This window comes from Paenibacillus sp. sgz302190 (assembly GCF_059820445.1).
Map to the genome: position 1 here is coordinate 1 of NZ_JBZYAO010000054.1, position 19,353 is coordinate 19,353.

General features: G+C 56.0%; 17 protein-coding genes and 1 riboswitch. Of the genes, 2 read left to right on the forward strand and 15 right to left on the reverse strand.

Annotation, left to right across the window (positions count from 1 at the left end; genetic code table 11):
• Window positions 1–333: hypothetical protein (locus AC6RNO_RS33905; RefSeq protein WP_497108141.1), on the forward strand; the 333-nt coding region annotated here is incomplete at its 5' end.
• 340 nt (window positions 334–673) lie between these two features.
• Window positions 674–1,171 carry a CBO0543 family protein gene (locus tag AC6RNO_RS33910; protein ID WP_497108142.1) on the forward strand — a complete coding sequence of 166 codons (498 nt, stop codon included), beginning with the start codon at window positions 674–676 and terminating at the stop codon, window positions 1,169–1,171.
• Here the strand turns inward: AC6RNO_RS33910 and AC6RNO_RS33915 are convergent.
• From AC6RNO_RS33915 to AC6RNO_RS33985, 15 genes are all read right to left on the reverse strand, one after another.
• Window positions 1,158–1,658: a ferritin family protein gene (locus AC6RNO_RS33915; protein ID WP_497108143.1), complete on the reverse strand. Its 501-nt coding sequence runs from the start codon at window positions 1,656–1,658 to the stop codon at window positions 1,158–1,160. The genes AC6RNO_RS33910 and AC6RNO_RS33915 overlap by 14 nt on opposite strands.
• A gap of 123 nt (window positions 1,659–1,781) precedes the next feature.
• Window positions 1,782–3,053 (reverse strand): phosphoribosylamine--glycine ligase, encoded by a 1,272-nt coding sequence (gene purD / locus AC6RNO_RS33920; protein ID WP_474684605.1) that lies wholly within the window; start codon window positions 3,051–3,053, stop codon window positions 1,782–1,784.
• 80 nt (window positions 3,054–3,133) lie between these two features.
• Window positions 3,134–4,681, reverse strand: coding sequence for a bifunctional phosphoribosylaminoimidazolecarboxamide formyltransferase/IMP cyclohydrolase (purH, locus tag AC6RNO_RS33925; protein WP_474684606.1), 1,548 nt, complete (start codon window positions 4,679–4,681; stop codon window positions 3,134–3,136).
• 94 nt (window positions 4,682–4,775) lie between these two features.
• Window positions 4,776–5,387 (reverse strand): phosphoribosylglycinamide formyltransferase, encoded by a 612-nt coding sequence (purN, locus tag AC6RNO_RS33930; protein ID WP_497108144.1) that lies wholly within the window; start codon window positions 5,385–5,387, stop codon window positions 4,776–4,778.
• Window positions 5,387–6,427: a phosphoribosylformylglycinamidine cyclo-ligase gene (gene purM / locus AC6RNO_RS33935; RefSeq protein ID WP_497108145.1), complete on the reverse strand. Its 1,041-nt coding sequence runs from the start codon at window positions 6,425–6,427 to the stop codon at window positions 5,387–5,389. Before purM ends, purN begins: the two co-directional genes overlap by 1 nt.
• A 108-nt stretch (window positions 6,428–6,535) precedes the next feature.
• Window positions 6,536–8,107, reverse strand: coding sequence for an amidophosphoribosyltransferase (gene purF, locus AC6RNO_RS33940; protein ID WP_488437965.1), 1,572 nt, complete (start codon window positions 8,105–8,107; stop codon window positions 6,536–6,538).
• Window positions 8,092–10,335: a phosphoribosylformylglycinamidine synthase subunit PurL gene (gene purL, locus AC6RNO_RS33945; protein ID WP_497108146.1), complete on the reverse strand. Its 2,244-nt coding sequence runs from the start codon at window positions 10,333–10,335 to the stop codon at window positions 8,092–8,094. The genes purF and purL overlap by 16 nt, the downstream gene beginning before the upstream one ends.
• Window positions 10,313–11,008, reverse strand: coding sequence for a phosphoribosylformylglycinamidine synthase subunit PurQ (purQ, locus tag AC6RNO_RS33950; protein ID WP_497108147.1), 696 nt, complete (start codon window positions 11,006–11,008; stop codon window positions 10,313–10,315). The genes purL and purQ overlap by 23 nt, the downstream gene beginning before the upstream one ends.
• Window positions 11,009–11,030: 22 nt before the next feature.
• A complete protein-coding gene (gene purS / locus AC6RNO_RS33955; RefSeq protein ID WP_188177107.1) occupies window positions 11,031–11,270 on the reverse strand; it encodes a phosphoribosylformylglycinamidine synthase subunit PurS in 240 nt (79 codons plus the stop codon).
• A gap of 91 nt (window positions 11,271–11,361) precedes the next feature.
• Window positions 11,362–12,252 carry a phosphoribosylaminoimidazolesuccinocarboxamide synthase gene (locus tag AC6RNO_RS33960; protein ID WP_474684612.1) on the reverse strand — a complete coding sequence of 297 codons (891 nt, stop codon included), beginning with the start codon at window positions 12,250–12,252 and terminating at the stop codon, window positions 11,362–11,364.
• Between the two features lie 21 nt (window positions 12,253–12,273).
• The gene (gene purB, locus AC6RNO_RS33965) at window positions 12,274–13,569 is read right to left on the reverse strand and encodes an adenylosuccinate lyase (RefSeq protein ID WP_497108148.1); all 1,296 of its coding nucleotides are present in this window, start codon (window positions 13,567–13,569) and stop codon (window positions 12,274–12,276) included.
• Between the two features lie 27 nt (window positions 13,570–13,596).
• Window positions 13,597–14,766 carry a 5-(carboxyamino)imidazole ribonucleotide synthase gene (gene purK / locus AC6RNO_RS33970; protein ID WP_497108149.1) on the reverse strand — a complete coding sequence of 390 codons (1,170 nt, stop codon included), beginning with the start codon at window positions 14,764–14,766 and terminating at the stop codon, window positions 13,597–13,599.
• The gene (gene purE / locus AC6RNO_RS33975) at window positions 14,763–15,248 is read right to left on the reverse strand and encodes a 5-(carboxyamino)imidazole ribonucleotide mutase (protein ID WP_474684615.1); all 486 of its coding nucleotides are present in this window, start codon (window positions 15,246–15,248) and stop codon (window positions 14,763–14,765) included. Before purE ends, purK begins: the two co-directional genes overlap by 4 nt.
• A gap of 128 nt (window positions 15,249–15,376) precedes the next feature.
• Window positions 15,377–15,478, reverse strand: a riboswitch (purine riboswitch).
• 1,026 nt (window positions 15,479–16,504) lie between these two features.
• Window positions 16,505–17,812 (reverse strand): dicarboxylate/amino acid:cation symporter, encoded by a 1,308-nt coding sequence (locus AC6RNO_RS33980; RefSeq protein ID WP_474684617.1) that lies wholly within the window; start codon window positions 17,810–17,812, stop codon window positions 16,505–16,507.
• Window positions 17,813–17,830: 18 nt separating this feature from the next.
• Window positions 17,831–19,261, reverse strand: a complete 1,431-nt coding sequence (locus AC6RNO_RS33985; protein WP_497108150.1) for a malic enzyme-like NAD(P)-binding protein — start codon at window positions 19,259–19,261, stop codon at window positions 17,831–17,833.
• Window positions 19,262–19,353: the final 92 nt, after the last annotated feature.

A 19,353-nucleotide genomic window follows, 5' to 3' on the forward strand; every position in this document is an offset into this window, starting at 1 on the left:
TACAGACCTCATTCAAACCCTCATTTCCCCTCCCTGAAATACTTTTTTTCCCAAATGATTCGTTATGCTTTCGTAAACAAACAGGGGTTTCTCAACAGCCTGAAAAGTGCAGGTTTTTTCCGTAAAGATGGCTCATTTTCGCGAAAAGCCTGCGATTGTGCAGGAATTTTCTGTGAAAATGAATCTAAGCCCATGTCCTCGGCGAAAAGCCTGCACTTTTGCAGGAATTTGTCGTGGACAGCGTATCCGTCGAGCAAAAGATGTACTTTTGCAGTTTTTTTCGCGCGCGACCAGGCAGATTGTGTGACCGCTCTGTCGTGGGGGGGGTTTTAGGCAGGTTTTACCGCTTAAGATTGGGGCACAGTCCCATCATAAGCGGAATTCCTGCATTTTTGCAGGCTTTGCTGGCAAACCGGCCAACAGCCTGCATGTGGTCGACCGACCGCCGTCATGCAGCGCAACACCGCGCGCTGGGAGCTGCGCGCGGTGCGAGAGAATTTTGCATGGTTGTGTGCTGCCAGGCTACCGGACCCCCAGGCGTTTCCAGAATGCCAGGCAACCAGCTGCCAAACTTCCAGTCCACCGGCTGCCGGGACCGCCAAGCCCCTTCGAAGCGGCGCCTTCAAGATCGGCTTCTTTTTTGCTAACTTTCAATTTAGGTGGGAACTTGAGCATGCATTTTGCAATAGCCCTACTCACTGTTTTGGGCGCCTGGCGCTACGGCGACTACAAGCAGTGGAAGCAGTACCATTCGACAATGCTATATATTTTGGCGGGCGGACTGCTGTATGAATATTTAACCACGAACTGTACGCTCTGGGCTTTTCACCCCGATTTCCAGTTAAGTGAGTTGTGGACCGTGACCGTGTACGCAGCCGTCACGATGCCGCTAAGCGCTCTCATTTACTTGTCGAACTATCCCGCCGGGCCGATCCAACAAGTCATCTACATCGCCAAATGGATCGCCATCTATGCGGCCGCCGAATGGATCTTGCAAATTCTTGGCGAAATTTGGTATGAGCATGGCTGGAACTACTGGTATTCCGTCCTGTTCGACATCGTGATGTTCCCCATGCTGCGCTTGCACCATACAAGACCGCTGCTGACGTATTTGCTGTCCGTTATGATCATCGTCATCCTGATGTGGTATTTCAAAATCAGTCCCCCTTGATCGCCCCGGCTCGTGATTTGTTTTTCGCATACAACCAGTTATAATAGCCGGCATGCTTGATCTCATCGGTCATAATTTCAAATATCGCATCGCGAAATTCCGAGCGAATGTTCAAGTAAATCGTGCGATACTTTTCAAAAGCTTTCAATTCCCCAAGCAGCGCCTTTTCAAGCCCTTCAACATAATTGGTCACGTGTTCGGCCGGCTCCGTTTCTTCTCCCCCCGGAGGAACCGTTCCTGTGAGCTGCATATAGATGCTTCTGAACATCCGTCTATGCTTTCTTTCATCGTCCCGGATGCCGGCAATAACCGCTTTTTCTTGCTGCGTCGGAGCCATGCGGATGAGCGTATCATAAAAAAGCTCGTCGTTTCGTTCTCCCGCAACGGCTTCGCGAATCAGCTTAAGAACCATTTCTTCGTTGCGCGTAAAATATTCCAGATAACCTTGATACGGTGTATAAGCCGGCGCTCTGTATGCATAATACATCCCGAATAACTCCTTTGCACGAACATTTTTACAACAGAATATTCGCCTAATCCAAATTGGTTCCTCGGCATGAAAAAAAACAGCCCTTTGCCGCAATGGGCAAAAGACTGTTTGACGCTATACTTATGATTTCAGTGCGTTCAGCGCCTTCATGGCGATGTCCGTCCGGTAATGCTTGCCGTCGAAATGGATGCGGTCCGCGTCTGCGTATGCTTTTTGGCGGGCTTCCGCGATATCTTTGCCGAGGCCCGTAATGCCCAGCACGCGTCCGCCGTTCGTGACGACTTGTCCGTCTTTCAAAGCCGTGCCCGCGTGGAAAACGATAGAGTCCTGCACTTGATCGAGGCCGCTGATCGGCAGCCCTTTCGGATACGCGGCAGGGTATCCTTCCGATGCCACGATCACGCATACGGCCGCTTCATCGCTCCACTCGATCGGCTGCTCGGCCAACGTTCCGTTGTTGATCGCCAGGAAAATATCGAGCAAATCCGTTTTCAGCCGCGGCAAAATGACCTGCGTCTCCGGATCGCCGAAGCGCGCGTTGAACTCGATCGTCTTCACGCCCTGCGGCGTAAGGATCAAGCCCGCGTACAGCACGCCTTTGAACGGCCTGCCTTCCTTCACCATCGCATCCGCCGTCGGCTGCACGATGTTGTCGATAGCCTCCTGCACGATCTCCTGCGGAATGTGCGGCAGCGGCGAATACGTGCCCATGCCCCCTGTATTCGGGCCCTGGTCATTATCGAACACTGGCTTATGGTCCTGCGAAGGCACCATCGGGCGAACGACCGAGCCATCCACAAAAGCAAGCAGCGACATCTCCTGGCCGGTCAAAAACTCCTCGATCACCACGCTGGCGCCGGATGCGCCGAACACCTGATCGACCATGATGTCGCGTAGCGCAGCTTCCGCCTCCTCCATCGTGCGGGCTACCGTCACGCCTTTGCCTGCCGCGAGGCCGTCGGCCTTGATCACGATAGGCGCCGATTGCGTGCGCAGGTAGGCGAGCGCAGGCTCGAAAGCGTCGAACGACTCGTAAGCCGCGGTCGGGATATTGTACTTCTTAAGCAAGTCCTTCGTGAACACCTTGCTGCCTTCGATAATCGCAGCGTTGGCCCGCGGCCCGAACGCCGCGATGCCTTTCTCTTCCAGATGGTCGACGAGCCCCGCCGCAAGCGGATCGTCAGGCGCGACCATCACGAGGTCGATTTGCTGCGCCTTGGCGAATGCGCTGATCTCCTCGAACTGCAGCTCCGTAATCGGCACGCATTCGGCCAATGCGGCAATCCCGCCGTTGCCCGGCGCGCAGAACAGTTTACTCACTTTCGGGCTTTTGCTCAAAGCCCAGACAATCGCGTGTTCGCGGCCGCCCCGGCCGATAACCAAAATACGCATCGTTCGTACCCCTCTCGAAAAAACCGCGAATGCTCGCGGTCTGCCCCCGGTGGGCCAAACCGCAAGCATTCCTGCGGGAATTAGTGTTTAAAATGACGCACGCCGGTCGTTACCATGGCGATTCCGTTCTCATTGGCGACGCGGATCGATTCCGCGTCATTGATCGAGCCGCCGGGATGAATGACGGCGGTAATGCCCGCTTTGGCCGCCAATTCCAGCGTGTCGCCTTTCGGGAAAAACGCGTCCGACGCCATGACGGCGCCCTTGGCTTTGTCGCCCGCCTGCTCGATGGCGATTTTCGCCGAGCCTACGCGGTTCATTTGTCCGGCGCCGACGCCGACGGTCATGTCGTCCGCGGCAAGCACGATCGCGTTGGACTTCACGTGCTTGACGACTTTCCAGCCGAACAAGAGCTGCTTCAGCTCGGCTTCGGTCGGCTTGCGGTCCGTAACGACGGTCAGATCGGCCTCGGTCAACTGGTAAGCATCGATATCCTGCACCAGCATGCCGCCTTCTACCGTTGTAATGACAGGCTCAGGCACACGCGCGCCTGCTTTATCCAAACCGCTTACTTTCAGCAAGCGGATGTTTTTCTTTTTGGAAAGAATGTCCAGCGCTTCCGGCGCAAAATCCGGAGCAATGACGATTTCCAGGAAAATTTCGTGCAGCAGCAGGGCAGTCGCTTCGTCAATCGTGCGGTTCGCCGCTACGATGCCGCCGAAGATCGACGTCGGGTCCGCTGCGTACGCTTTTTGGTAAGCTTCGAGCACGTTCGCTCCGATCCCTACGCCGCAAGGGTTCATATGCTTGACGGCCACCACCGCAGGCTCGCTGAACTCTTTGACGATCAGCAGGGCGCTGTTGGCGTCGTTGATATTGTTGTACGACAGCTCTTTGCCGTGCAATTGCTCCGCCGTCGTAATATTGCCCGCAGCCGCATTGGGCTTACGGTAAAAAGCCGCCTTCTGGTGAGGGTTTTCTCCGTAACGGAGCTCCTGTACTTTTTCATAAGTAACGGTGTAACGCTCCGGATAAGGCTCTCCTACCTGTTTGGACAAGTAATCGGAGATAAGGGCATCGTAAGAGCCGGTGTGGCGGAACACCTTTGCCGCCAGACGTTTGCGGGTATCCAGCGTCGTATCGCCGCCGGCGCGCACTTCCTCCAGCACACCCGCGTAATCGGCCGCGTCCACGACAACCGTTACGAACGCATGGTTTTTGGCTGCCGAGCGGAGCATCGTAGGTCCGCCGATATCGATATTTTCGATCGCATCCTCGTAAGTCACGTCAGGCTTCGCAATCGTCTGCGCAAAAGGATACAGATTCACGACAACCAAATCGATGTAATCCAGTCCGAGCTGCTTCATGCTCTCCCGATGCTCTTCGTTGTCGCGAACGGCGAGCAGGCCGCTGTGTACGGCCGGATGCAGCGTTTTCACGCGGCCGTCCATAATTTCCGGGAACCCTGTAACTTCCGAAATGCCGATAACCGGCACCCCTTTGTCCTTCAACAAGCTTTGCGTACCGCCTGTGGAAATAATTTCAACGCCCAGCTTCGCCAGCTCGCCGGCAAATTCCACGATTCCGGTTTTGTCCGACACGCTGATCAGTGCTCTTTTGATAGCCACTTTGCTTCCTCCCAGTATTTGTTGATTTGAAAAATTCCGTTTCTCTCCGTTCGGCTCCCCGCCGCTACCGCCGCCACAACCGCCAGGCAGTCCGCTACTTCCGCACCGTCACTTTGCGCCCGTCGATGGCCACCCGGCCCTCGCGAAGCCAGCGGATCACCTGCGGCAGCAGCACATGCTCGGCTGCATGAATCCGCTCCGTCAAAGACTCCGCCGTCTCGTGCTCGTGAATTTCCACGCTGCGCTGGGCGATGATCGGGCCGGAATCCAGCCCTCCGTCCACAAAATGCACGGTCACGCCCGTCTGTTTCACCCCGTAATCGACGGCCTGCTGAATCGCGTTCACGCCCGGGAACGATGGCAGCAGCGAAGGATGAATGTTGATCATTCGGCCGTAATAAGGAATGACCAGCACATTCGTCAGGATGCGCATGTAGCCCGCAAGCACGATCAAATCCACCTGCCGCGCCTGAAGCTCCTGCAAAATCATAGTCTCGTACGCCTCGCGGCTGTCGTATTCTTTGGGACGGAATGCAAGCACAGGCACCTTCGCTTCCTTGGCGCGCTCTACGACAAACGCCTGCGGGCGGTCACAGACAAGAAGCTCGATGCTGACATCAAGCTTCCCCTTTTGCACCTGATCTACGATTGCCGCAAAATTCGAACCGCTGCCGGAAGCGAATACCGCAATACGGTATGGCTGCATTACACTTCAGCTCCTTGGAACGTCACGACGCGGCTTCCTTCGGTTACGACGCCGAGACGGTAAGCCTTCTCGCCCTGCGATTCAGCGGCCTGAATGGCCTTCTCCGCATCGTCCGCGCTCACGATAACGACCATGCCGATGCCCATGTTGAACGTGCGGAACATGTCGTTGTTGCTGATGCCGCCCTCGCGCTGCATAAGCTGGAAAATCGGCAGAATCGGCCAGGAGCCGTATTCGATCTGTACATTCACGCCTTCCGGCAGAACGCGCGGAATATTTTCGATGAAGCCGCCCCCTGTAATGTGCGCCATGCCCTTGATGCCCACTTGCTCCAGCATCGCCAGCACCGGCTTCACATACAGCTTGGTAGGCTCAAGAAGCACGCTGCCGAGCTTATCGCCAAGCTCTTCCACATGATCTTGGAGCGAGTACCCTTTGTCCTCCAGCAAAAGCTTGCGCACAAGAGAAAACCCGTTGCTGTGCACGCCGCTTGAAGCTAGGCCCAGAACTACGTCTCCGGGACGGATGGTGGAGCCGTCGATGATTTTTTTCTTGTCGACGATTCCTACGGTAAAGCCGGCAATGTCATACTCCCCCGAGGCATACATGCCGGGCATTTCCGCCGTTTCTCCGCCGATCAGCGAACAGCCGGACTGCGCGCAGCCGTCGGCGATCCCTTTGACAATCGCTTCGATTTTCTCCGGCACGACTTTGTCGCAAGCGAGATAATCGAGGAAAAATAAGGGCTCGGCGCCTTGAACGACGATATCGTTCACACACATAGCCACCGCGTCGATCCCGATCGTATCATGCTTATCCATCGCAAAAGCGATTTTCAGCTTCGTGCCCACTCCGTCCGTACCGGATACGAGCACAGGCTCTTCGTATTTGTCCTTGTTCAGGCTGAACAGCCCGCCGAAGCCGCCGAGGTCGGTCATCACTTCAGGCCGGAACGTCCGTTTGACATGCTTTTTCATCCGTTCTACGGCTTCGTTTCCCGCCGCGATATCGACTCCAGCTTTTTTATAAGCATCCGACACTTCGTTTCCACTCCTTTGATTTATAAATCGGGAGGCCGGACGCCCGTCCGAACAGCTCTCCCGCTGCCCGGCCGTCCCGCCGAAACTTTAAGCCGCCAAGTCGGACAATTAGTCGCAAGCGCAGCCCACTTTGGTCGTATCGACGATTTCCGTCGGATAATTGTTGTTGAAGCACGCCATGCAATAGCCGCTTTCTTTACCCGCCGAGCCTTGGCCGATCGAATCGAGCAGCCCCTCTTGCGTGAGGAAATGCAGCGAATCCGCATTGATCGCTTTGCGAATCTCCTCAATGGAATTCATGGCCGCAATCAGCTCCTTGCGCGATGGCGTATCAATGCCGTAATAGCAAGGGTTCATAAAAGGCGGCGAACTGATCCGCACATGCACTTCAGTCGCGCCCGCCTCGCGCAGCAGATTAACGATCCGCAAGGAAGTCGTGCCGCGCACGATCGAATCGTCGATCATGACGACGCGCTTGCCTTCCACAACTTTGCGGACGGCGCTCAGCTTCATTTTGACGCCCTGCTCGCGCAGCTCCTGGCTCGGCTGGATGAACGTCCGGCCGGTATAGCGGTTTTTGATCAGTCCGAGCTCGTAAGGAATGCCCGTCTGCTCGGCAAAACCGATCGCCGCGGAAATGCTCGAATCCGGCACGCCTGTCACGACATCGGCGTCGACGAACGATTCCATCGCCAGTCGTTTGCCCATCCGCTTGCGCGCGGAGTGGATGTTGACCGTATCGATGTCGCTGTCCGGCCGCGCGAAGTAAATGTACTCCATCGCGCAGATCGCGCGCTTGCCGCCTTCCGCGAAGCGCTCCTCGTGGAAGCCGTCGCGGTCGAGCACGATCAGCTCGCCTGGCTGCACGTCGCGGAAATACGTCGCGCCGACAGCGTCGAACGCGCACGTCTCCGACGCGAACAAGTACGCGTCGCCGAGCCGGCCGATCATGAACGGACGCAGGCCGTTCGGATCGAGCGCGGCAATCAGCTTGTCCTTGGTCACGATCAGGAACGCGAAGCCGCCGATGACTTGCGCCAAGGCGTCTTTGACCGCGTCCACGATGTTATCGTGCTTCGAGCGGGCAATTAGATGCGCCATGACTTCCGTATCGCTCGTCGTTTGAAAAATCGAGCCTTGACGCTCCAGCTCCCGCTTGATGATGTTGGCGTTGTCCAAATTGCCGTTCGTGGCAATCGCCAAATCACCCTCGCGGTACTTGAACACGAGCGGCTGTGCATTCGCCAGCTTGCTCTCGCCTGCGGTCGAATAGCGCACATGCGCAATCGCCGTCGAGCCGGTCAGAGGGGACAGCGTCTCGCCCGTAAATACTTCTTTTGCCAGTCCCATGCCCCGGTAATAATTGAACTGTTCCTTGTCAACCGTGCAGATTCCCGCGCTTTCCTGCCCGCGGTGCTGCAGGGCGTGAAGCCCGTAATAGCACAGCGAAGCGGCGTCAGGGTGACCGTACACCCCGAACACACCGCACTCTTCATTCAGTTTGTCGAGCAGTCCCCCATGGCCGCCTGTACCTTCGTTGAAATACGCACCTGTCCAAAGCTCGTGCTGCCGCTCGCCCAATTGGACGATAGGGGCAGCAGGAAGCTTCAGGGCCCCGGTTTGAGTCTCCGCCACAGAAAGCTCGGGGTTTCGGGCTTCGAAACTCACTGCATTAGACATGGGATCGCATCCTTCCAGACCTTTTCCAGCTCGCTGACCGGAGACTGGATTTGCTGGCCGTCGTTGACGGCTATGCTCAGTTCTGTTCCCGTTACTGTTCCGATTTCCTGATAAGGCACGCCTTGAGAAGCGATCCAGTGTTTCAAGGCATCGGCCTTGTCCGGGGATGCCGTCAGCACAATGCGCGACTGGCTCTCGCTGAACAGCGCGAAGTCCGGACGAAGCTCGGTCTTGAACGTCACGTTCGCGCCGATGCGGCCGCTGATGCAGCTCTCGGCGAGCGCTGCGGCAAGACCGCCTTCGGACAGGTCGTGCGCAGAAGCGACGAAGCCTTCCTGGATTGCTTTCAATACGGTTTCCTGCAGGCGTTTCTCCACAGCCAGATCCAGCTCCGGAGGACGGCCTTCGGTTACGCAGTGAATGACATATTGGAATTCGCTGCCGCCGAGTTCCGCTTTCGTCTCGCCGAGCAGGATGATGATGTCGCCTTCATTTTTGAAGCTTTGCGTCGTGATGTGGTCGATGTCGTGCACAAGACCGACCATTCCGATAACCGGAGTCGGGTAAATTGCGCCCTTCGCGTTCTCGTTGTACAGCGACACGTTGCCGCCGATGACCGGAGCATTCAGCTCGCGGCAAGCTTCCGCCATGCCGTCGGTCGCTTTCTCCAGCTGCCAGAAAATCTCGGGCTTATCCGGACTGCCGAAGTTCAGGTTGTCCGTAATCGCCAGCGGCTCCGCGCCGGAGCAGACGACGTTGCGCGCCGCTTCGCTCACGGCGATCCGTCCGCCTACTTCCGGATCGAGGTACACGTAGCGCCCGTTGCAGTCGGTCGTCATCGCCAGCCCCTTGCGGGTGCCGCGAATCGTCACGACCGCTGCGTCCGAACCCGGGCGCACCGCCGTATCCGTACGAACCATATAGTCATACTGGTTGTACACCCATTCCTTGCTCGCCACCGTCGGAGACGCGAGCACAGCTTTCAGCGCATCCGTGAGCTCCGTTACCTCCGGGTAACGGGTCGTGTCGATGGATGCGTTCGCCTCGTAGTAAGCCGGCACCTTGCTCGGCTTACTGTACACCGGGCACTCGTCGACGAGCGCCCCTACAGGCATATCCCCCACGACCTCGCCGTGGTGGATCAGACGCAGGCGACCGTCATCGGTCACCTTGCCGACTTTCGCGCAGTGCAAGCCCCAGCGCTCGAAAATGCCTTTCGCCTGAGCCTCATGCTGCGGCTCAACGACGAACAGCATGCGCTCCTGCGACTCGGACAGCATCATTTCGTAGGCCGTCATGCCCTCTTCGCGCTGCGGCACTTCGTCCAGATAAAGCTCCATGCCGTTGCCCGCTTTGCTGGCCATCTCGGCGCTGGAGCATGTCAGCCCCGCCGCGCCCATGTCCTGAATGCCGAGCACGATGCCGGAATCGATCAGCTCGAGGCATGCTTCCAGCACGAGCTTCTCCATGAACGGATCGCCCACTTGTACCGCCGGGCGCTTCGCTTCCGACTCCGCCGTCAGCTCCTCGGACGCGAACGTCGCGCCGTGAATGCCGTCGCGGCCCGTAGCCGGACCGACGTAAAATACCGGGTTGCCGACGCCTTTGGCGACGCCGCGCTGAATTTTATCGTGGTCGATCAGACCGACGCACATCGCATTGACGAGCGGGTTCCCCTCATAGCTCTCGTCGAACATAACCTCGCCGCCGACCGTCGGAATGCCGATGCAGTTGCCGTATCCGGCAATCCCCGAGACGACGTGCTCGAACAAATATTTCACGCGGTCGTTCTGCAATTTGCCGAACCGCAATGAATTCATCAGCGCTACCGGACGTGCGCCCATCGAGAAAATGTCGCGGATAATCCCGCCCACACCCGTCGCCGCGCCTTGATAAGGCTCGATCGCCGATGGGTGGTTGTGGCTTTCGATTTTAAATACGACCGCCTGGTTGTCGCCGATGTCTACGATGCCTGCGCCTTCCCCGGGTCCCATCAGGACGCGCGGTCCCGTTACCGGGAATTTGCGAAGCACGGGCTTGGAGTTTTTGTAAGAACAATGCTCCGACCACATGACGCTGAATACGCCGATCTCGACATAATTCGGATTGCGTCCGAGAAAGCCGCAGATCAGCGCGTATTCCTCGTCGGTTACGCCCATCTGCTTGTATATTTTCTGCTCCGCGATTTGCTCGGCCGTTGGTTCCTTAGCGGATAGCTGCTGCGCCATGTTTCTCCCTCCAGGTGCTTAGAATCGATGTGAACATTCTCTTGCCGTCCGCCGATCCGAGCAGCTCATGAATGGCTCGCTCCGGATGGGGCATCATACCTACTACGTTGCCGGCTTTGTTGCAAATACCGGCGATATCGTCAATCGATCCGTTCGGGTTGTTGCCCGCTTCGTAACGGAATACGATCTGCTTGTTCTCCTGCAGCTCTTTCAGCGTCGCCTCGTCACAGTAGTAATTGCCTTCGCCGTGCGCGATCGGAATATCGATCAGCTCGCCTTCGGCATATTCCCGCGTGAACGGAGTCGCATTGTTTTCCACCTTCAGCAGCGCCTGATGGCAGCGGAACTTCATGCCGTTGTTGCGCAGCAGAGCTCCCGGCAGCAAGCCTGATTCAGTCAAAATCTGGAAACCGTTACAAATGCCCAGAATGTATTTGCCTTCTTCCGCAGCTTTCACCACGGCTTTCATCACGTTCGTAAATTGCGCGATCGCGCCGCAGCGCAGGTAGTCCCCGTAGGAGAAACCGCCCGGCACGAGGATGCAGTCATACCCCGACAGATCGTCCGCCGTATGCCATACATAATCGACCGGCTGCCCGATCGTATCTTCAACCGCCTTGTAGCAGTCGATGTCGCAGTTCGATCCCGGAAACACAAGAACCGCAAATTTCATGACGTTCTCCTCCTTCATCGTTTTACGCCAGCTCGTAGCGGTAGTCCTCGATAACCGTGTTCGCAAGCAGCTTCTCGCACATCGCTTTCACACGCGCTTCAGCCTCGGCCTTGTCCGTCGTGTTCAGCTCCAGCTCCAAATATTTACCGATGCGGACTTTGCCCACCTCTTCAAAACCCATCGAATGCAGCGCTCCCTGAACCGCCGTTCCTTGAACGTCCAATACGTTCTGTTTGATCGTCACATATACGGTTGCTTTCATTTCCTATTCTCTCCTCCTCGAATTGACTGCCCTCTGTTAGCCCTGATCGGCCACCCGCAGCATGAAAATAATCGGGTCTGTTGCGTATGCGTTAATCCGCCAAACGGCGAAGAATTTCTTTGTATCTGCGGGACGTCTCTTCCACAACTTCGGCCGGAAGCTCGTCCGGCTCGCTGTTTTTGTCCCAGCCCGAGCCCGCCAAATACGTGCGCACCGGCTCTTTGTCCATCGAATCGATCTCGATATCGAGGGCATAATTGTCCTCCGCCCAGTAGCGCGACGAATCCGGCGTGAAAATTTCATCAATAATAATCAGTTCACCCGCATAAAAACCGAATTCGAACTTCGTATCCGCCAAAATAATGCCCTTGCGCTCGCATATCGCATGCGCCAGCGTGTACAGCATAATGCTTTTCTCCTGAAGCTCGTAGGTCAGATCCTCGCCGATCAACTCACACATTTGCTGTACCGAAATATCCTCGTCGTGACCGACGTCGTTTTTCGCCGCAGGCGTGAAAATCGGATGCTCAAGACGCTGATTTTTGCGCAAGCCCTCGGGCAGCTTCCGGCCGTTGATTTCGCCTGTTTTCTCGTACTGTCTCCAGCCGTTGCCTGTAATGTATCCGCGAACGACGCATTCTACGGAGATGCGCTCCGCTTTTTTCGCCACGATAATCCGTTCCTTAAGCAGCTCTCTTGCCGCGGCATCGGGAATCACATCGCGCAATTGCTCCACGTCCGTGTGCACGATATGGTTGTTCATGTACCCGCTTGTGATGCCGAACCAATATTTGCTGAGCGAGTTCAGCACGTAGCCTTTGTCCGGCACGCCCGGCTTCAAAATGTAATCGAACGCCGAGATCCGGTCCGTCACCACGATGAGGAAATGTTCGCCCAAATCGTACAGCTCGCGAACTTTGCCTTTGTGCACCAAAGGCGCTAGGACGAGACCGGCGGCCGAATCCAAAATTGTGCTTGCCAAGAACAACACGTCCCTTCTTTGTTATTTCAAACCGAGCCGGTCAAAAATCGTGTCGACATGCTTCAAATGCCAGCTTGGATCAAAGCAATCGGCGATTTCTTCGGCGCTCAACACTTCGGTAATAACCTGTGCGTTCTCCACGATTTCGCGGAACGAGCGCTGCTCTTCCCAAGCCTGCATCGCTCGCGGCTGCACCGTATCGTAAGCCTGCTCGCGGCTAAAGCCTTTGTCGATCAGCTTCGTCATCACGCGGCCGGAGAACGGCACGTCGTACGTGCTGCGCATGTTGCGCTTCATATTTTCAGGGAACACGGTCAAGTTTTTGATGATGTTGCCCAGACGGTTCAGCATGTAGTTGAGCAAAGTCGTCGCATCCGGCAAAATGATCCGCTCTACGGAAGAGTGCGAAATGTCGCGCTCATGCCACAGCGTCACGTTCTCGTAAGCGGAAACCATATGTCCGCGGATGACGCGGGACAGCCCGGAAATGCTCTCGCAGCCGATCGGATTGCGCTTGTGCGGCATTGCCGAGGAGCCCTTTTGACCTTTGGCAAAAGGCTCTTCCACCTCGCGGAACTCGCTCTTTTGCAAAGCGCGGATTTCCGTGGCGAATTTATCGAGCGACGTCGCGACAAGAGCCAGCGTCGCCATATATTCGGCGTGGCGGTCGCGCTGCAGCGTTTGCGTCGAGATCGGAGCGGCTTTCGTGCCCAGGTTGCCGCACACGTACTGCTCGACGAACGGATCGATATTGGCGTAAGTGCCGACCGCGCCGGAGATTTTACCGTACTGGACGCCGTCCGCAGCAAAGCGGAAACGCTCCAGGTTGCGCTTCATTTCCTCATGCCAGAGCGCCATTTTCAAGCCGAAAGTCGTCGGCTCCGCATGCACGCCATGCGTTCTGCCCATCATCGCTGTATGCTTGTACTGGATCGCTTTTTCCCGCAAAATCCCGATGAAATTCTGGATATCCTTGTCCAAAATCTCGTTGGCCTGCCGCAGCAAGTAACCAAGCGCCGTATCCACAACGTCCGTGGAAGTCAGGCCGTAATGCACCCATTTGCGCTCAGGTCCGAGCGTTTCGGACACCGCTCTCGTGAAGGCGATCACGTCGTGGCGGGTTTCCTGCTCGATTTCGTAGATGCGGTCGATGTTGAAGCTCGCGTTTTCGCGCAGCACCTTGACATCTTCCTTCGGAATCACTCCCAGCTCCGACCATGCTTCGCAGGAGAGAATTTCCACTTCCAGCCATGCTTTGAATTTGTTTTCCTCTGTCCAAATGCGCGCCATTTCCGGGCGACTGTAACGATCGATCATTGCCGTTCCTCCGTTTGTCTCATTTACTTACTTTCCCCAAATGCCAATGCGTTCTATCCAAGACAGCGCGTTTTGGACGTCTTTCGCCAGCACATTGATGTGTCCCATCTTGCGTTTCTCTTTCGCCTCATGCTTGCCGTACAGATGAACTTTGGCGCTGACGCCAAGCTCGCCGTCCTCCAGAAACCCGGGCTCGTCAATCCGCCTCAGCAGCGGCTCCACATGCTCGCCGAGCACGTTGACCATGACGACAGGCGTCATCAGCTCCGTCGAACCGAGCGGCAGATTGCAAATCGCGCGGACATGCTGCTCGAACTGCGACGTGCGGCACGCCTCCATTGTATAATGCCCGGAATTGTGCGGGCGCGGCGCAAGCTCGTTCACATAGAGCTGACCGTCTTTGGTCAGGAACAGCTCTACCGCGATCAGCCCGACGACGCCGAGCGCATCGGCGATGCGCATCGCCAGCTTTTCCGCTTCGCGCTGCACTTCTGCGGCGATTCTCGCCGGCACGATGGACAAATGAAGAATATTGTCCACATGTATATTTTCCGCCGCCGGAAAAGCTTTCACTTCCCCGCGGGGGCTTCTCGCTGCAATAACGGACAATTCCTTGTCAAAATGAATGAATTGTTCGAGCACAAGCTCCGTCTTCGCCCGGCTCAGCGTTTCGTAGGCTTCCCCGACCTCATCCAGAGAGCGAATCACCCACTGGCCTTTGCCGTCGTAGCCGCCGGTCGCCGTTTTGAGCACGCACGGCGTACCGAAGCGCTCCACAGCTTCCCGAAGCTGCCCGGCGCTTGTAATCTCCGCATAGGGCGCTACCGGCACGCCGGCCGCTTCGATCGCTTTTTTTTCGCGCAGCCTGTGCTGCGTCGTATATAAAAGCTTGCTCCCCTGCGGGACGTAAGCTTCTTGCATCAAAATGTCGGTAACGTGCGCGTCGACGTTCTCGAATTCGTACGTAATGACGTCCGACCGCGCGGCCAGTCTTCTCGCCGCCTCCACATCGTCATAACCGGCCAAAATCTGCTCGTCGGCGACTTGGCCGCAAGGCGCGTCCTCCGTCGGATCGAGCGTAATAAAGCGATAGCCCATGTTCCGTCCGGCCAGAGCGAGCATGCGGCCGAGCTGGCCGCCGCCCAAAATGCCGATGGCGCCTCCCGGTTTAATGACTTTACCGTCTGCTCGTGTCATGACAGGTCACTGCTTTCGATTACGGTCTGCGCGATGCGCTCGCGGCGGGCTTTGATTTTCGCCTGCAGCTGCGGATCGAATGCGCCCAGTATTTGCGCGGCGAGCAGTCCGGCATTCGTCGCGCCGGCATGACCGATCGCCACCGTAGCAACGGGGATGCCCCCCGGCATTTGCACGATGGACAACAGCGAGTCCAGACCGTTCAGCGTGGACGTTTTCACCGGAACGCCAATAACCGGAAGCTCGGTTTTGGCTGCTACCATCCCTGGCAGATGAGCCGCCCCGCCCGCTCCGGCTATAATCACTTGAATGCCGCGGCCTGCCGCCGACGCCGCATATTCGAACATAAGATCCGGCGTCCGGTGCGCGGAAACGACCTTTTTCTCATAAGGCACTCCGAGCTCCTCCAACATGTCGCATGCGTGCTTCATCGTTTCCCAATCCGACTGGCTTCCCATAATGACACCAACACGTACAGTCATGATAAACCTACTTTCTTCAATAATAGAGGCTGTCAGCAAACTAAAAAATGCCCAGGGCTAGAATGCACGATTCTACACGCTGGACAGCAAAAGAACCGAATGCAAAAAGACCATCATCTATCTATGGTTCCCGGCATTCGCATCCTCGTAGTCCAAAAATTCACGGTTTTTGGGTAGAAACTTTCAGGCCTTATCCCCGACATTATACGAGTCGATTCGACATCTTCAATTAGTGGGGAACTTGTTTCCCGCTTACCTAGTTTACTACCAACTAACGTGTCATGTCAATTTCAAAAAACGAACATTTTCCCGCACTTGCTTTTAAAAAGTTCGCGTTTTGGCGGCGATGTATAAAAAAATGAAGGCGGAATGAAATCATTCGTCAGTTCCATTAAGAAAAAGGGGGAATACTGGGATTATTACCAACAAAAAAACAAAACGATCACCCGACTAGCGACCGCTCGAACTCATCAACATATTTTGGCAAATAATTCGCGCAGCCCGAAGGCGATCACTCCCCCATGTTCTACTGCATTATACCATGCCGCATATCCCCCGATACAATCTTGTATGCACACCGATCAGACAGGGGGCGATTCCTCTATCGTGTAAATAAACTTGTCGGCCAGACTCTTGGAAACGTGAGAAAAAGTGGACCGGAGTGGGTGCAGTTGCCTGTAAAGTAGCTTGTCACGTGAAAACCTGCAAATGCGCAGGTTTTTTCTGTAAAAAGGGTTCATTTTGACGAAAAGCCTGCAATTGTGCAGGAATTTTCGATGAAAATGAACCCGAACCCATGTTCGCGGCAAAAAGCCTGCACAATTGCAGGAATTTGTCGTGGCCGGCGTATCCATCGAGCAAAAACTGTACTTTTGCAGGTTTTTTTCACGCAACCAGGCAGATGATGCGACCGGCTCTGGCAGGCGGGTTTCGGCCGCATGCCGTGCCTTGTCTTGCCGTGGTGCCGTTGGCCTAGCTCCATGCTTTGTCATGCCATGCCCTGCCATACCTTGCCATGGCACCCTGCTCCATGCCTTGCCGTCCCCCGCACCATGCCCGCACCCTCGCGCCAAGCCCACCCCCGGGCCGGCTCCGCGCCAAAAAGGGCCCTCCCCAGTCATCTCGCATGACTTCGGAAAGCCCCTTCGGGGAATTGTACGGGTTTCCCCGACATTTACACGGGTTTCCCCGGCATTTACTCGGGTTTCCCCGACATTTACACGGGTTTCCCCGACTTTACGCCGGTTCCCCCGACTTTACGCCGGTTTCCCCGGCATTTCGAACGTGTCGACGACCGGTTCCGGCGTCGCTGCCGGCTCGGCCGCTTCCTGCGGCTGCCCGTTCGGATCGAACTGGTTCTCGCTTTTCGCGATCACGATTGTCGCTACGCTGTTGCCGATGATGTTCGTAATCGCCCGCGCTTCCGACATGAACCGGTCAACCCCGATCAGCAGCGCCATGCCTTCGACCGGAATGACGTTGTTCGGAATAGCCGCGAGCGTCGCCGCCAAAGTAACGAAGCCCGAGCCTGTCACGCCTGCGGCGCCTTTGGAAGTCAGCATCAGCACCCCGAGGAAGGTCAGCACTTGTATCCAGTCCAGATGCACGCCGTACGCCTGGGCGATGAACAGCCCCGCCATGGACAAGTAGATGGATGTGCCGTCCAGATTGAACGAGTAGCCCGTAGGAACGACGAGGCCGACGACCGGCTTCGATGCGCCGAAACGCTCCAGCTTCTCCATCACCCGCGGCAGCGCGGATTCCGAGGAGGAAGTGCCCAGAACGAGCAGCAGTTCTTCCTTAATAAAGGCGAGCAGCTTGAGAATGCTGAAGCCGTAAATTTTGCAGATCGTGCCCAGTACGACAAAAATGAAAATCGCCATCGTGACGTACACGGAACCCATCATTTTGCCGAGCGAGAACAAAGAGTGTACGCCGAATTTGCCGATCGTGTAGGACATGGCCCCGAAAGCCGCGACCGGTGAAAATTTCATGATGATCGCCACAATGCGGAAGAAAATTTCATTCGTTCTTTCCAAAAAGACCGTTACCGGCTTCGCTCGCTCGCCAAGACCGGCCATCGCCAAACCGAACAGGACCGAAAAGAATAAAACCGGCAGCATATCGCCTTTCGAAAAAGCCGCCATCACGTTATCGGGAACGATGCCCGTTATGAAGCCCAGGAAGCCGTGGCTGCTCTCAGCCGCTTGTTTCGTATAGCTCGCCACATCCCCGGCTTTCACCGCGCTCGTATTCATGCCCGCTCCGGGATGAAAAACGTACATGACCGCGATGCCGATCGCCATCGCAAACGTCGTAATGACTTCAAAATAAAGCATCGCTTTGCCGCCGATCCGGCCGATTTTTTTCAAATCGCCCATGCCCGAGAAGCCGATGACAATCGTAAAGAATACGATCGGAGCGATCACCATTTTGATCATTTTCACGAAAATATCGGATAATATCTTCAAATTATCGGCCTGCTGCGGAAAAATTTGCCCAACCGCAATCCCCAGAACGATAGCGACCAACACCTGCACAGTCAAATTTTTGCCAAGTTTCATTGGAAGTACCTCCTTGGATCAAGATTTTGCTTGCACTTTTTCCCGGCGTCTTCTGGCAACACCATCCTCGTAGGCCGCTTGAATGACCGCTTCTCTAACTTGCTCAGCAACAGAATGGTTGAAAACGCTCGGAATGATATAGTATTCGTTCAATTCGTCTTCCTGGACAACCGAAGCGATCGCTTTGGCTGCGGCGAGCTTCATGTTTTCCGTCACCCGGGAAGCTCTGCAGTCGAGCAGTCCGCGGAACAGGCCCGGAAAGCACAGCACATTGTTGATCTGGTTCGGGTAATCCGAACGCCCGGTCGCCATCACCCGCACATAAGGCTCCGCCTCTTCGGGAAGAATTTCCGGAACTGGATTGGCCATCGCGAAGACGATCGGATCTTTGGCCATTTTGGCGACGTCCTCTTTTTTGAGCACGCCCGGGCCGGATACGCCGATGAAAATGTCGGCTCCCGCGATAACCTCGGACAGCGATCCCCGAATTTGCTCCGGATTCGTATGCTCCGCATACCATTTCCAGAACGGATTGTCATAGCTGCCGTCTTGTGTAATCGCTCCCGGCCGGTCAACGCCGATGATGTTCTTCACGCCCGCGGCCATCAGCATTTTGGTGCAGGCCGTCCCGGCCGCGCCGATGCCGCACAGCACGACTTTGCAATCCTCCAGCTTCTTGTTCACGATTTTGACGGCATTGAACAGTCCGGCCAAAAGCACCACTGCCGTCCCATGCTGGTCGTCGTGAAATACCGGAATATCCAGCTCCTCGATAAGCCGCTGCTCGATCTCAAAGCACCGGGGCGCCGAAATATCCTCCAGATTGATGCCGCCAAATGTTGGGGACAGCGCTTTCACGATGCTTACAATTTCATCCGTATCCTGTGTGTCCAGACAAATGGGAAAAGCGTCCACTCCGGCCAGCTGCTTGAACAGCATCGCCTTGCCCTCCATGACCGGCATCGCCGCTTCCGGTCCGATATTGCCGAGACCGAGCACCGCCGTTCCATCCGAGACGACCGCGACCGTATTGCGCTTGATGGTCAACGTATGGGCCAGCGACGGCTTCTCGTGAATCGCCATGCAAACTTTGGCGACGCCTGGCGTATACACCCTGGAAAGATCGTCCCGGTTTTTGATCGGATATTTCGGGCTCGTTTCGATCTTGCCGCCCAAATGCAGCAAAAACGTCTGATCGGATATGTGCACGACCTTCACTCCGGCCAGTGTGCGAATCGCCGCGGCGATAAGCTCGGTATGCTTGTTGTCGTACACGTTGATCGTGATGTCGCGAATGGTAATATTGCTCTCCGTTCTGACTACGTCGATGGCGATAATGTCCCCGCCTGCATCGCTTATGGCTGTAGCGATGCTGCCGAACGATGCCGCGCTCTTATCAAGCTCAAGACGCAAAATGATGCTTGTATTTACTCCTGACGGAATTGACATGAAATTCACCTCAAAGCGATATTTGAACAACTCGAAATAAGTTACAGTTTTCATGATATCGCTTTCAAATCAAGGCGTGAAGAATTTGACCA